At 42.7% G+C, this 14,528-nt stretch carries 11 protein-coding genes; 8 read left to right on the top strand and 3 right to left on the bottom strand.

The annotated features are described in order from the left end of the window. From H8S65_RS12820 to H8S65_RS12810, 3 genes are all read right to left on the bottom strand, one after another. Positions 1–507 (bottom strand): GtrA family protein, encoded by a 507-nt coding sequence (locus H8S65_RS12820; protein ID WP_186930349.1) that lies wholly within the window; start codon positions 505–507, stop codon positions 1–3. After that, a complete protein-coding gene (locus tag H8S65_RS12815) occupies positions 492–965 on the bottom strand; it encodes a phosphatidylglycerophosphatase A family protein (RefSeq protein ID WP_186930348.1) in 474 nt (157 codons plus the stop codon). Before H8S65_RS12815 ends, H8S65_RS12820 begins: the two co-directional genes overlap by 16 nt. 182 nt (positions 966–1,147) lie before the next feature. Then, positions 1,148–2,440, bottom strand: a complete 1,293-nt coding sequence (locus H8S65_RS12810) for an inositol-3-phosphate synthase (RefSeq protein ID WP_186930347.1) — start codon at positions 2,438–2,440, stop codon at positions 1,148–1,150. Positions 2,441–2,841: 401 nt separating this feature from the next. On the opposite strand from H8S65_RS12810, the gene rbp reads away from it, so the two are divergent. From rbp to H8S65_RS12770, 8 genes are all read left to right on the top strand, one after another. Next, positions 2,842–3,087 carry an RNA-binding regulator gene (gene rbp / locus H8S65_RS12805; protein ID WP_005635197.1) on the top strand — a complete coding sequence of 82 codons (246 nt, stop codon included), beginning with the start codon at positions 2,842–2,844 and terminating at the stop codon, positions 3,085–3,087. A 107-nt stretch (positions 3,088–3,194) separates the two neighbouring features. Next, positions 3,195–4,445, top strand: a complete 1,251-nt coding sequence (lpxZ, locus tag H8S65_RS12800) for an LpxZ family protein (RefSeq protein WP_186930346.1) — start codon at positions 3,195–3,197, stop codon at positions 4,443–4,445. 120 nt (positions 4,446–4,565) lie between these two features. Next, positions 4,566–5,165, top strand: coding sequence for an RNA polymerase sigma-70 factor (locus tag H8S65_RS12795; protein ID WP_186930345.1), 600 nt, complete (start codon positions 4,566–4,568; stop codon positions 5,163–5,165). Between the two features lie 79 nt (positions 5,166–5,244). After that, positions 5,245–6,225, top strand: a complete 981-nt coding sequence (locus tag H8S65_RS12790; protein ID WP_186930344.1) for a FecR family protein — start codon at positions 5,245–5,247, stop codon at positions 6,223–6,225. 179 nt (positions 6,226–6,404) lie between these two features. Then, complete coding sequence (locus H8S65_RS12785; RefSeq protein ID WP_186930343.1) at positions 6,405–9,734, top strand: TonB-dependent receptor; 3,330 nt, start codon at positions 6,405–6,407, stop codon at positions 9,732–9,734. A gap of 11 nt (positions 9,735–9,745) precedes the next feature. Then, entirely contained in the window at positions 9,746–11,440 is a 1,695-nt protein-coding gene (locus H8S65_RS12780) for a RagB/SusD family nutrient uptake outer membrane protein (protein WP_186930342.1), read from the top strand. Between the two features lie 23 nt (positions 11,441–11,463). Further along, positions 11,464–12,639, top strand: a complete 1,176-nt coding sequence (locus tag H8S65_RS12775; protein WP_186930341.1) for a purple acid phosphatase family protein — start codon at positions 11,464–11,466, stop codon at positions 12,637–12,639. 889 nt (positions 12,640–13,528) lie between these two features. Continuing rightward, entirely contained in the window at positions 13,529–14,494 is a 966-nt protein-coding gene (locus H8S65_RS12770; RefSeq protein WP_186930340.1) for a FecR family protein, read from the top strand. Positions 14,495–14,528: the final 34 nt, after the last annotated feature.

Below are 14,528 nucleotides of genomic sequence, written 5' to 3'. Positions count from 1 at the left end.
TTATTTTGAGTTCGCTTTCTGGAAACGGCCCCTGATCCTACAGTTCTTGTAGACAAAGACACGTTGCATATTATAGTTCCAAAGAAATCCGACAAGCAGCGAGACGACTATCTTGGAGAAGACGAACAAGTCGTCGATATAATGTTTCAGTGTCTCCTGGACCCAGGGATTCCTGCTGATCGTTTCCGTCATGAAGTAGATCCCCCAGGTGTTCAGTAAGATACTGCCGATCCAGACCAGCAGGTATTTTGCCATCACATGTCGCTTCTTGCATTCTTTGGACTTGAATGTCCATTTATAATTGATGATGCAGTTCACAATCCCGCCGCAGACAGAACCGGTGAAGGTTGCATATACGTAATAAACTCCAAATAATTTGACTAACAAGATTGTGACTAAAAAGTCTGTCGCACTGGCAATCTGCGAAGAAAATTGGGCTCGTATGAACATGAATATCCCGCCTTTCTCCGAAAACGCTCTTGCACTTTTCTTTATCCAATCAACCATCTTGCACCGATTAGCAGGATGAGGCTATATATTCCAGCCAAAATATCATCCATCATTACTCCGACTCCGCCCTTGAGGCTTTCCATCTTACGTATGCCCAACGGCTTGAAAATATCGAACAGGCGAAATAGCGCGAATGCTGCCAATGCATACCACAGGTTACCTGCCGGTGCTGCCAAAAGCGGAATCCAGACACCTACCATCTCGTCTACCACCACCCGCGAAGGATCTTCTCCCCAGATGGACTCGACTGCGTTTGCCGAACGGATGCCGGCAATCGTAAAAATGCCGACCAGTAATGCGGTTATAATAAGAAGCAGGGTAGGAGATACGGCGCAAGACAATGCAAGCCATATCAGCGTAGCTAATAAGGCTCCTGCCGTTCCCGGAGCAAACGGAGAAAAACCGGAGCCGAAGCCTGTTGCAATAATAATATGAATTAGTGGAACTCTTTTCATCCTGTCAGTAAAATGTGTGCAAAGTTATAAAAATAATAAAACTTTCCCCCTTATCCGGGAGAAAGTTATACCGGGAATTCCATCAGCATGGAATTTTAGTTTCATAGGCATGGAACAAAAGTTTCATAGGCATGGAACAAAAGTTTCATACCTATGAAACTAAATTTGTATTACCTTGAATTTTAGTCCAGATAGTTAGGAGCTTTTTCCCCGATCATATCGCGCAACGTCTGTTTAACCATTCTCCATTGCTGGAACAGGTCATGTACAGGCTGGTGTTCGAAGTCGTGCATCGGGCTCTTGCAGAAGAATGACAACCAAGTCTGGATGCCACACATGCCGGCACGCAGGGCCAGATCGCTGAACAACACCAGGTCAAGTGCGATAGGAGCAGCCAGGATGGAGTCGCGGCAAAGGAAGTTCACCTTGATTTCCATCGGGTAGCCCATCCAGCCGAAGATGTCGATATTGTCCCATGCTTCTTTATTGTCCTTGCGGGGAGGATAGTAGTTGATGCGTACCTTATGATATACGTCTCCGTACAAGTCAGGATATTTTTCAGGTTCGAAGATATTGTCAATGACAGATAGCTTGCTGACTTCTTTTGTCTTGAAGTTTGCAGGATCGTCCAATACTTCGCCGTCACGGTTCCCTAAGATATTAGTGGAGAACCAGCCGCTTACGCCTAACATACGGGTTTTGAACATCGGAGCCAGCACTGTCTTCATCAAAGTCTGTCCGCTCTTGAAGTCCTTGCCGGAGATAGGCACATTCATCTTTTTAGAGAATTCCCACATGGCGGGAGTGTCCACACACAGGTTAGGAGCACCCATGATGAACGGAGCGCCTTCGGCGATAGCTGCGTATGCGTAGCACATGCTTGGGGAAACAGCTTCCGTATTGTTGTCCTTCATCGCTTTTTCCAAAGCGGCAAGCGACATGTGCTCGTCTGATAGCGGAATATAGATTTCCGTACTTGCAGCCCACAGGACAGCGATGCGCTCGCAGTTGTTGGCAGCCTTGAATTCACGGATATCCTGGCGGAGTTGTTCAACCATATCCCAGCGGGTAGCAGCTTGTTTGATGTGCGTGCCGTTCAGACGCTTTGCCCAGTTATGGTCGAATGCGGCCGGCATCGGCTTGATTGCCTCCAATTCGTCTTTAACGCCGTTCAGGTCTTTTTCTTTCAAGACTTCTGCATACATGGCCGCTTCGTATGCATTATCAGGGAAAATATCCCATCCGCCGAAAACGATGTCATTCAGGTCGGTCAGAGGAACAATATCTTTGATCGCTTTTTCTTCTCCGTTTTCTAAACGCATTGTTGCTAACTGTGAGATTGAGCCGATAGGCTTTGCCAATCCTTTACGTGCAGCCAACGTACCTGTAATCATAGTAGTGGCAACTGCGCCGCCTACCCCAACAACCAGAATACCAAGCTTTCCCTTGGCTTCTTTAACTTCGATTTTTTCCATGTCAAATTAAGTTCAAAATGATTGGGGCAAAATTAGGCTTTCTGGTTGAGACATAAAAGGCTATATGTCGGCTTAATTGGTCAGAAATACTATAAAATAGGCTTTTTTCACGTATTAATGTATAAGAGCCTCTTTTTCTAACTCCCTATGATAATAGGGCTGTTCACCAGGGAAAGTATGTTGAATGCATCTTTTTTGGATTGTTATGAATAAATTTTCCGGTTTTATAGTGCAATATCCATTTTTAATGCTTTCCTTTGTACCCGACAAGCAAAACTGTTTGTGTAGTTCTTTATCTCCGACTTAATATTCATTGCAGAATATGATTTAGCAGACATTGATCTTTCCTAAAAGTTTTATTGTTTCAATTTTTTTATTAATTATTTTATATCATTTTTTGTATGAATATTTACATTGGTAACCTGAACTATCGGGTTAGAGAATCAGACTTACAACAGGTTTTGGAAGAGTATGGTACAGTTGAATCAGTTAAATTGATCATTGACCGTGACACTCGTCGTTCTAAAGGTTTTGCTTTCGCAGAACTTCCTAACGAAAACGAAGCAAGAAACGCTATCGAAGAATTGAATGGCGCTGAATACGAAGGCCGCCAGATGGTTGTAAAAGAAGCAACACCGAGACGCTAATAAATATAGCATCAAAGTATATGAACGGGGATATAGACAAGATTCTATATCCCCGTTCTTCGTTTATTCCTTTTTAATTGTTACGTTTGCACTTAAATTTGCAATCGATGAAAAGTCTTTTAAATATTTCCTGTTTGCGCATTAGCCTGCGCCTCCTGTTCTGTTTGGCCGGAACTTCATTTATTGATACACTTCATGCCCAGATTCCGGACTGCGTTTTCAAGACGGATTACCGGATCGATCCGGAAAAGAAGGGGGAGCTTTCGGTCGAAATAGATAATCTGAGTTTCTTTAAGGATGATGAATATACTGGTTCCTTTATGAAAGGCTATACGCTGCCGGGGCTTTGGTTGCAGGCAAAGGCGGTCTATTATCCGTTGGAAATGCTGAAACTCGAAGCAGGTGTGCATCTACAACGTTTCTGGGGGGCGAATCGCTATCCGAATATGGCTTATCAGGATATTGCACATTGGAAAGGAGATCAGTTCCAGAAAGGTTTTCATGCACTTCCCTGGTTCCGGGCGCAGGTGGCCTTGTCCGACCATGTGAATATCGTGCTGGGCGATTTGTATGGGGCGGCCAACCACAATCTGATAGAGCCGTTGTACAATCCGGAGTTGAATATGCTCGCCGATCCGGAGATGGGATTGCAATTGTTATATAATTCCCGCCGGTTCGATTTGGATGCGTGGGTAAATTGGGAAAGTTTTATTTTCAGGGAAGATGTCCACCAGGAAGCATTTACGGTCGGGTTGTCTACTCGTTTCAAGTTTAACGATCCGGATTCGCGTTTTCATTTCTATGCCCCTTTGCAAGCTTTGGCCCAGCATCGGGGAGGAGAGATCGATACGATCCTGACCAATTCTGTCCAGACGTTGATGAACGGTGCTATCGGAGTCGGAGGCGTGTGGAACACAGGCCGTAAGATATTCAAGAATGTAAATGTGGAACTGGATGTTACCGGCTATTATCAGCAGGCAGGTAAAATATGGCCTTTCGATAGCGGCTATGGCGTGTATGCACGTGCGTCTGCCGATATTTATGATTTCCGTGTGAAGACTTCCTATTGGAGATGCCATAAGTTTATTTCCATGTTCGGCAGTCCGTTTTATGGGGCTGTCTCGACATCCGATGAAAGTCTTACTTTTGAAGATCCTTCCATGTTATACTTTGGCTTGGAGTATTCGCGTGAGCTGGCAAAAGGTTTCTCGCTTGGCGTTGATCTGGATATCTATGAACATCTGCCTGTCGTTTTTCGCGGCACGGAGCAAGATGGCTATAAATCGTTTGCCAAAACCAGTTTTTCTGCCGGGATCTATCTGAGGGTAAACCCGTCTTTCCTGATAAAGAAATTCTAAGAGTTAATTGTTGTCTGGCATTTTATCAGAGGAGAATGTTGCTGAATAAGCAAAGTTAGTAAAAATATTATTATTTTTGTAGGCGGGATGTTAATAGAATGGACTTAAATCGCTGGTAATATGTTCGATATTTCTTTATTGTATGAACTGAAGAAGGGGAATAGAGAAGCCTTTAATGGCGTTTTCCGCTACTACTATCCTCGAATGATGGCTTATGTTGCTTCTATGGTTGAGCAAAAAGCAGCGGAGGATATTGTTCAGGATGTTTTCCTGTATGTTTGGGAAAACCATGAAAAGCTATATGTCAGTGAGGGTTTCCATTCCTATCTTTTTCAATCCGCTTATACCCGTTGCCTGGACTATTTCAAGAAAAACCTCTCGATTGAAAAATACCATTCTCATACTTACGAGAAATATTTGGAAGATTATCAAAACCTGTTGAAAGGCGACAATCCAGTTATAGAAGAGCTTTCCGTTAAAGATTTCTACCGCCATTTGTATGAATTGCTGGAACACCTGCCCGCACAGCGTCGTGAAGTTTTCATCCTTACCTATATAAAAGGGCTGACGACTAAAGAAGTTGCGGAGCAAACCCGGATACCGCAGCGTACGGTGGAGAGCCATTTGTATTTGGCACTCCGGTTCCTGAAGGGGCATATGTCCAGGAACGACTATTATATGCTTTGTGCCATTCTTCTTTCGCATGGCATACACGCTTGATAAGATAAACGAAAAAAAAATCATTTTAGCTCAGTAGTTTTTCGTCGTTGGTCGTTTAGCTTATATAGCAAGGTGAAAAATGGAGTTTAATTACGCACTTTTAGCAAAATACTTGATCGGCAGCCTCTCCCAAGAAGAAATGGAGGAGGTGATGAGGTGGCGTGATTTGTCGGCTGAGAATGAAACTGTTTTCTCGGAAGTGTTCCGTTTGCGTCTTTCGTGGAATGCCGCGAAATATGCGGATAACGAGCGGATTGATATGGCTTTGGGAAAGATAAATACCCGGATTAACCGGACAAGGCGTTATCGAATTGTACGTTCTTTGCTGAAATATGCAGCTATTATTATACTGCTTGTTTCGTTTTCATCTGTCGGATGGAATTATTTTAAGCCGGAAACTTATGTGACTATAGCCTTAGGAGATAGTGAAGGCGTGAAAAAAGTGACGCTGGATGATGGCTCGGTTGTTTGGTTGAGAGGAAATTCCGAATTGAAAATACCGCAGTCATTCAGTTCCGTTAACCGGACGGTCTCCTTGCAAGGAGAAGCATTCTTTGACATCGCAAAGAATGCTAAATCGCTATTTATCGTTGCTACCGATTATGTGAAGGTAGAGGTACATGGAACTTCCTTTAACGTCAATGTCAATGCCGGGAATAAGTCTGTCGAAACCGTTTTGGTAAGAGGTAGTATCAGCCTGCACACCCTGAACGGAAAGAAAATCATAGAAATGAATCCAGGAGAACGGGTCGCCTATTCCTGGAATGAAAATACCTGTTTTACGGATCATGTCGATGTGAATGTTTGTGCGACATGGCGCTTTAACCAACTGGTTTTCGAAAATACTACACTTCGTGAAATCGCCAACCAATTATCAATCAAATATAATGTAAATGTAAACATCGAGTCGTCGAAGTTGGCTCAACGCCGGTTTCGTTGCGTGATAAATGAAGACGAGCGTTTGCCGGATGTTCTGGAGCAGTTATGCTATCTGGCGCCGATTACCTATCGAATTGAGAGTTCCGAAATTTATATATCTGAAAAACAAACAAAAAAATGAATGTCTATGGGAAATTGAAATGTAATCTGATGTAAACGGTTCCGTAATATCGGGGATATTCCTTTGCAGCGGTTAATAAAAAGCGCTGTCCGGTATAGGAAGTGTTATTGGCGGGTACGGGTGTGCCCGGTAAAAAGTTAACTGGTTTTTATAGTACTAACAAAAACGAATCACATGGTATGAATAAAAAAGTATCTATTGCGACATTATCAGCATTCTTAGTCGCAGCATCGCCTGCAATGGCGGTAAATGAAGCGAATACTTTGTATGTGAATCTGGAATTGTCTTTGAACAGGACAACTGTAGGTATGGTCATACAAAGTATCAGCCAGCAAACTGGCTATGAATTTTCTTACGATGAATCCATCTTGAGTAAAGAAATCTCTAAAGTATCCGTCCGTGTAAAAAATGAACACATCGAAAGTGTTTTAAAGAAAGTCTTTAAGAATACGGATATTTCTTATCGGATAGTCGATAACCGGGTTTTCCTGCAAGATAACGCAAAGACAAAAAGTGTGTCTTTAGCAAGTGTTCAACAGGCCAGGAGGACAATCAGAGGTACGGTTATCGATAATACCGGTCTTCCCGTTATCGGGGCGAATGTCATTGTGAAAGGAAGTGCCGGTGTCGGTACGGTGACAAATGTCGACGGTGATTTTACATTGGAAGGCATTGAAGACGGTGCGACATTGATGATTTCCTATATCGGTTATGTAGACCAGGAGGTTGCCGTAACAAAAGGCAAGAGCGATTACAAAATTACGATTCACGAAGATACACAGAATCTGGATGAGGTAGTTGTTGTCGGCTATGGTACACAAACCAAAGTAAACCTGACAGGGGCGGTGAGTACGATTGGCAAAGACGAATTGATCAACCGGCCGGTGACGAATGTATCTTCTGCCCTTCAGGGATTGACTCCGGGGGTTACGATAACATCCGGGACGGGAAGGCCCGGAGATGACGGTTCGACTATCCGTGTTCGCGGGGTGGGAACCTTGAACAACGCCAATCCGTATATTTTGGTGGATGGCATTGAAACCGGAACTTTCGATTCGATCGATCCTAACGATATCGAATCTATTTCTGTTTTGAAAGATGCAGCCTCGGCTGCCATCTATGGTTCTAAGGCTGCCAATGGTGTAATCCTGGTTACGACCAAACGAGGGAAAACCGGTAAAGCGACAGTCTCTTACAATGGTAATGTCAGTTTTTCGAATGTGTCGACTTTGATCGATCGTCTGAGTTCTTATGATTATGCCCGTTTGTATAACCAGTTGTTGACACAGGACGGCGCATCTCCTCGTTTTACAGATGACGATCTCCGTTTATTTCAGGATGGAACAGATCCTTATGGCCATCCGAATACGGTTTGGACAGACTATATTTTCCGGACTGGATTTCTGCATAAACATAATCTTAATGTCAGCGGAGGTTCCGAGGACGTGAAATACATGGCTTCGGCCGGCTTTTTAGGACAGGAGGGAACGATGAAGAATTCCGACCGTTCCCAGTTCAATCTGCGTACGAATTTGGATATTAAGCTATCTGATAAATTTACGATGCGTACGAATATGGCCTTTATCCATAACCAATATTCCGAACCAAATGCATCTTATGGAGGAGGTTCTAACCAACTTATATGGCAAGCCAATCGTATAGCTCCCTGGATTCCATATAAAAAAGAAGACGGTTCTTACGGTTCGATATCGGATGGAAACCCGGCTGCTTGGCTGGACATCGACAGCCGGAAATATCATTTGCAGCAGAACTTCTCTGGAGTGCTGTCCTTTGACTATCATATTATAGACGGCCTGACTTTTACATTGCAGGGCGCTTATGTGACGAATATAAAGGAAACGAAAGATTACCGCAAGGAATGTTGGTATGACGACGTTAATTATCACGGGCCGGATCAGTTGACGGAAACGATTTCGAGATGGAGTCGTTATACGTTGGATGCATTGTTGAATTATGACAAGACTTTTAACCAGGACCATCATTTCAAAGCGATGGCAGGTTATAAGATCGAAAAGTATGATTACCGGAAATTAGAAGCCTTTCGTAAGAGTTTCCCAAACAGTGAAGTGACCGATTTGAACGGTGGCGATTCTTCGACACAAACCAATAGCGGTTATTCTCGTGAACTGGCTTTATTGTCTTACTTCGGACGTCTCAATTACGACTACAAAGGTAAATATCTGTTGGAAGCTAATTTCCGTGCCGATGCTTCTTCCCGTTTTGCAAAGGGCTATCGTTGGGGATATTTCCCCTCTTTCTCCGCCGGATGGCGTATTTCGGAAGAAGATTTTATGGAAAACACGCGAAGCTGGTTGCAGTCTTTGAAGTTCAGAGGATCTTGGGGATTGCTTGGAAACCAGGATGCCGTATCGGATGAATATTATCCCTATTTGCCTACTTTATATATTGGTAAAAACTTCCCGTTCGGTGGAACGGTTCACCAGGGTATCACGGTTGTAAGCCATAAGGTAACGACTATTTCCTGGGAAAATTCGACAAACTGGGGGATCGGCTTTGATGCCAATTTCTTGAACGAGTTTATGTTGAGCGTCGAATATTATAACCGCAAGACATCCGACATCATTATGGATATTCCCGTTTCCGATACATTCGGTATATCGGGAACCTATCAGGACAACAAAGGTTCTTTACGAAACAGCGGTGTGGAAGCAAGTTTCGCCTGGAACCATTCCTTCAATAAGGATTGGAGAATGGGAGTCAATGCGAATTTCTCCTACAACAAGAATAAGTTGCTGGATTTGGCCGGTGTCAATGAGATTATCGACGATTATCTGATTAACCGTGTCGGTGCACCCTATCAATCATTTTATGTCTATGAGGTAGACGGATTATTCCAGAGTGATGAAGAGGCTGCTGCCTATGAAAAGCAATATGGTAATCCGTGGTCGGCTCCTTTCAAAGCGGGTGATTTCCGTATTAAGGATGCAGACGGAGACGGGAAACTTTCCTCAAAAGATCGTGTGATCAAAGGTACACAACAACCTAAAACGACCTATGGCCTGACGTTGAGTGCAGGATGGAAAAATTTTGATTTGTCGGTATTTATGCAAGGTGTGACAGGTACAAATCGCTATTTCACAAGAGATGTTGTCGGCTCCTTTATTGGTGATACTTCGCATCCGAGTACGAACTGGCTGGAGGCTTGGACTCCTGAAAATACGAACACAGAATGGCCTCGTTTGTTCTTGGAAGAAAATTCCGTTAGTGCACCTAATAAATGCCGTTCTTCTTTCTGGGCTATGAATACGGATTATTTGCGTATTAAGAATATCAATTTCAGTTATACGTTCCCGAAGGTTGTTACGAATAAATTAGGAATCGCCAATGCGAAGATTTACTATACAGGCGAGAACCTTTTCACTTTCGACAGCCTGCCTTTCAACGCAGATCCTGAGTCTTCTTCTGGCAATTTGGATATTTATCCGATTAATAAAAGCCATTCTATCGGTATTAATGTAACGTTTTAAATGATTACAATATGAAACTAAAACAAATATTCAGTCTCGCCCTTTGTCTTGTCGGGGCGGGAGTCTTTACTTCTTGTGATGATTTTTTTGATTTGAATCCGAAAGATCAGTTGACGACAAACACATTCTGGAACACCTCCGAGGATGTCGATGCTGCTGTAACCGCTGCATACAATTGGTGGGTGAATAACTATGTCGGGTCGAAGTTCATCTTCTACGAAGACAGCTATTCGGATATCGGTTTCAATTATACGAACGCTTCTAACATGAGAAACATGGGGAGAGGTAGCGTTTCTCCAACTGCGGCTCCGAATTATTGGAGGCAGTATGAAACGATACGCCGTTGTAATTTCGTAATTGAAAATATCGATTTGGTTCCGGCATCTGCCATGACGGAAACGAAGAAGAATGATTTTCTGGCACAAGTACGGGCAATTCGGGGATATAGCCATGCTTACCTGGCAACTTGGTACGGGGATGCCGTTATTATGGATTTTGTACCTGCAACGGCTGACGATGCCAAACTTCCGCGTGAGCCGGAAGCAAAAGTGAAAGAGCATGCCATGAACGACCTGATGTGGAGCGCCGAACATATAGCTGAGAAACCGGCCGAAAAGGGACGCATTGCCAAAGGTACGGTCCTCTCGATGATCGCACGCTTCAATTTGTTGTGGGGTAATTATTCGGAGGCGCTGGATGCAGCAAATAAAGTGATCGCTCTGAACCAATACGAATTGGATCCGGATTTTCTGAATATGTTTTCTATGTCCGGACAAAACTCGAAAGAAATTATTTGTACCTACGAACATGTTCAAACCACTTATAAATATGGTGACGTGATCCGTTTCTATAACAATTCGGATGGCGGTTGGGCCTCTTTTGTCCCGACTCAAAACATGGTCGACATGTTTGAAATGGCAGATGGCAAGTCGATCGATGAAGCCGGTTCCGGCTATGATCCGGTCCACCCGTTCTACAATCGTGATCCGCGATTGAAAAATACGGTTATCTATTCCGGATTGGATTGGGTAGGACGTAATAATGTACCGCGAATTTTCAATACTCTTGACAAGACTTTGCCGGGCGGTTCTTCTAATAAGGATTATTATACGGCGGCAGATAATGCGTCTCATACCGGCATGTTGTGGGCTAAATATTTGTATCCCAACCAAGGACAGTATTCTACTTCCATGAACGACGATGCCTTGTGTCCGATTATTTTCCGGTATGCGGAAATACTGTTGACGAAAGCCGAGTGTTTGGTCGAACTGAATCAGGATTTACAAGAAGCGATGAATATTATCGACCGGCTACGTTTGCGCGGGGGGCATATTGCTGTCGACCGTTCCAAATACGACACACAGGCCAAAGTTCGCGAACTGGTAAGAAGGGAACGCACGATAGAATTGGCCGGTGAGGGTTTCCGTTTTGAAGATATCGTTCGCTGGGACGAATACGACAAGAGCGGAGCCAAAACCGGAAAGAAAGTAGCAGAGACTGTTATGCCGGGTGACTTGTATCGTTTGTGTGGAACCGTCGATTATGACGAACCGGATCCGGACCGTCGTGCCGTGATCGATGTGAATGCTTCTCGCGAAGACCGCTTGGTAGAAGTGCGTTATTTCGACAAGAAGCAATTCCATCTGCCTATTATGCAAGCAGAAATGGATGCGAACCCTCAATTGGTTCAGAACGATGGTTATTAATAGATCAATAAAACTTATTTACAATGAAGTATATAAAAAAATTGATATATGTCCTTTTACTCACAGTTGCCACTCAGGTGGCAACTGCGCAGATAAAGATTCTTTACGGGCCTTATTTGCAGAATGTAAAAGAGAATGAAGCGACCATTGTCTGGGAAGCGGATAAACCTTCCATCGGTTGGGTGGAATTGGCTCCGGATGATGGGACGCATTATTACGGAGAGGAACGGCCTAAATATTTCGATACGACTAACGGAGTTAAGAACACCTCTTTACTTCATACAGTTAAGGTCAAAGGCCTGACTCCCGGTACGACATACCGGTATCGCATCTATGCGCAGGAAGTCTTGTCGCACGAAGGTATTTCTGTCATATACGGACGTGTAGCAGCCTCGGATGTCTACAAAAAGAAAGCATTGACGTTTACAACTTGTGATTCGCAGAAGAAAGAGACAAGTTTTGCGATGATTAATGATATTCATGGTCGTGAAGGTATTATCACGAAACTGCTGAATACTGCCGGTTATAAAGATAAGGACTTGATTATTTTTAATGGGGATATGGTCTCTGTGTTTCAGGATCGGGAAACTATTTTCAACGGGTTCATGAAAGAAAGTATCGATTTGTTTGCTTCCGAAAAGCCAATGTACTATGCACGTGGCAATCATGAAACCCGGGGAGAATTTGCTACTTCGTTCCAGAAATATTTCTCTCCGAAAGAACCGTTCCTGTATTATCTTTTCAGACAGGGGCCTGTATGTTTCATTATGTTGGATACGGGGGAAGACAAACCGGATTCCGATATCGAGTACAGCGGTATTACCGATTATGACGGTTATCGTACGGACCAGGTGGAATGGATGAAGGAATTATATAAAAATGAAGATTTCAAGCAGGCTAAATTTAAAGTTGTCATTGCACATATGCCTCCTTCTGCTGACCTCAATATCTGGCATGGACAGAAAGACGTCCTGAAGAAATTCGTACCTATCCTGAATGAACTCGGAGTGGATCTGATGTTATGCGGACACCTCCATCGGAACAAATATGAGGAACCGAGTGCCGGTATCAAATTTCCGGTATTGGTAAATTCAAATAACAGTGTGGTTTCTGTGGAGACTAATGGTGATCAGATGAATCTGGTGGTTCTTGATTTGGATGGTAAAGTCGTTACAAAAAAATCATATACGGCAAAATAATCTCTGTTATTTCGGTTCTTCAGCAATGGTGGATAAGTTGGAATTGATCTTATTCTTATGGAGGAGTAATGATTTTGGTACTAAACTATTTTAAGTGAGGGGGTGTCAAAGTTTTGTCATGGCGGACTGAATTTTTGACACACCCTCATTAAAATTAATAGCTGCATGAAGACCGTTCGGTGTGGTAGTCTTGATAGCAAATTGACAATTTGTTATGTTAGCCGTATAGAGATTTGCTTCTATCCGTGCCTTTGTCATGGTATCTACAAATAGAGGAAGGAGGAGTAGTTTAGGGTTATCATTATGTTCGTATTCTCCATAATATGAATCCTTTTGCTTGTTGTGTGGTATAATTTCTGGAAAGTGTTAGCTGGAAGGGTGAAAATTTAGCCAAAACGTTAGTTGTAAAACGGTTTTTTCGAAAGAACTTCCAGCTCTTAAAATGGTATCTTCGGGGCTTTTACCAGCCTTTTCACAGTCGTTTCCGAGCTTGTTTCGAAGCGTTCAGCGAAATCATCTGAATGATTTTCTGTTTTTATCCTGATCGTTTGCCTGAATTGTCTGAATGGTTTTTCAAAACCATTCAGATCATTATAAAAATCATTTAGATGATTTCGGGAGACTTATGTGGAATCACGCAGTATTGAGGCTGAAATGGGAAAATAGAAAGATCTGCGCGTTATAAGAATGGCCTTAAATAAATCAAATTGACAGTAAAAACTCTTATCCGTAAACTCAATGTGTTAGCCATTTTGATCCGTAAAATTGTTTTTTGTAATATTTCGATCGACGGGTTTATTGGAAGGAATGTTAAGATTAGATTAATTTTGGATTGTTTCTCAGTATTTTTTCCGAGTTGTTCGTTTAGCATTAAGTAAAAGGAAATAAAATGGATTTTGATTATAGACTTTTAGCGAAATATTTGACCGATACACTTTCTCCTGAAGAAATGGAAAAAGTGGAAAGGTGGCGTGTGTTATCAATTGAGAATGAAGATATTTTTTCTAAATTGGTAAAACTTCGCGTTTCGTGGAAGTTTACTCAATATAATACGCCTGAACATATAGAAAAGGCGTTGAATGGATTGAATGTCAAGATAGATAGTAGAAGACGATTTCAAATATTTCGTTCTGTGATGAGGTATGCAGCCGTAGTCTTGCTACTTGTTTCTTTTTCTTATGTGGGATGGGATTATTTGAAACCTGACAATTATGTAACGATTACGGTGAAGCAAAGTGAAGATGTAAAAAAAATAAAACTTGCGGATGGATCGACTGCCTGGTTAAAATCGGGTTCCTCTCTGAAAATACCCGAAACTTTTACGGCAGACAATCGTAAACTCTCCTTGCAAGGAGAAGCATTCTTTGACGTTGCAAAGAATGCACAATCTCCACTATATATTTCAACGAATTATGTGAATATCAAGGTTCTTGGAACCGCTTTCAATGTTAAAACAGACGAGGAACACCAGAACGTAGAAACCGTTTTAGCGAGAGGCAAAGTTGCCTTACTCGATAAGCAATGGAAAGCTGTCTTAGATATGTCGCCGGGAGAAAAGGTGACGTATAACAATCGTAAAAACGAATATGCCACAGAGGTTGTGGATGTGAATATATGTACGGCGTGGCGACTGAACCAGTTCGTCTTCGAGAATGTCACGCTCAGGGAAATAGTCAACCAACTCTCCGTAAAATTTAATGTGAACATAAATTTGGAATCATCGAAGCTTGCCCAGCGCAAGTTCCGGTGTGTGATCAACGAGGATGAAAGCTTGCCTGACATCCTGAAACTCTTGAAGTTTTTGGCCCCTATCCGATACAGGATAGAGGGGGATGAGGTTTTTATATATGAATAATAAAAAGGAAGTGCCTATGGTGAAATAACAGAAC

The organism is Parabacteroides hominis, from assembly GCF_014287585.1.
GTDB lineage: Bacteria > Bacteroidota > Bacteroidia > Bacteroidales > Tannerellaceae > Parabacteroides > Parabacteroides hominis.
Note: the sequence above shows the minus strand (reverse complement) of the source record. Positions and strands in the feature narration are given on the sequence as shown.

What these genes read in the sequence shown, in the direction of transcription:
- H8S65_RS12820 (WP_186930349.1), bottom strand. Translation starts at nt 507, where the DNA reads ATGGTTGATTGGATAAAGAAAAGTGCAAGAGCGTTTTCGGAGAAAGGC.
- H8S65_RS12815 (WP_186930348.1), bottom strand. Translation starts at nt 965, where the DNA reads ATGAAAAGAGTTCCACTAATTCATATTATTATTGCAACAGGCTTCGGC.
- H8S65_RS12810 (WP_186930347.1), bottom strand. Translation starts at nt 2,440, where the DNA reads ATGGAAAAAATCGAAGTTAAAGAAGCCAAGGGAAAGCTTGGTATTCTG.
- rbp (WP_005635197.1), top strand. Translation starts at nt 2,842, where the DNA reads ATGAATATTTACATTGGTAACCTGAACTATCGGGTTAGAGAATCAGAC.
- lpxZ (WP_186930346.1), top strand. Translation starts at nt 3,195, where the DNA reads ATGAAAAGTCTTTTAAATATTTCCTGTTTGCGCATTAGCCTGCGCCTC.
- H8S65_RS12795 (WP_186930345.1), top strand. Translation starts at nt 4,566, where the DNA reads ATGTTCGATATTTCTTTATTGTATGAACTGAAGAAGGGGAATAGAGAA.
- H8S65_RS12790 (WP_186930344.1), top strand. Translation starts at nt 5,245, where the DNA reads ATGGAGTTTAATTACGCACTTTTAGCAAAATACTTGATCGGCAGCCTC.
- H8S65_RS12785 (WP_186930343.1), top strand. Translation starts at nt 6,405, where the DNA reads ATGAATAAAAAAGTATCTATTGCGACATTATCAGCATTCTTAGTCGCA.
- H8S65_RS12780 (WP_186930342.1), top strand. Translation starts at nt 9,746, where the DNA reads ATGAAACTAAAACAAATATTCAGTCTCGCCCTTTGTCTTGTCGGGGCG.
- H8S65_RS12775 (WP_186930341.1), top strand. Translation starts at nt 11,464, where the DNA reads ATGAAGTATATAAAAAAATTGATATATGTCCTTTTACTCACAGTTGCC.
- H8S65_RS12770 (WP_186930340.1), top strand. Translation starts at nt 13,529, where the DNA reads ATGGATTTTGATTATAGACTTTTAGCGAAATATTTGACCGATACACTT.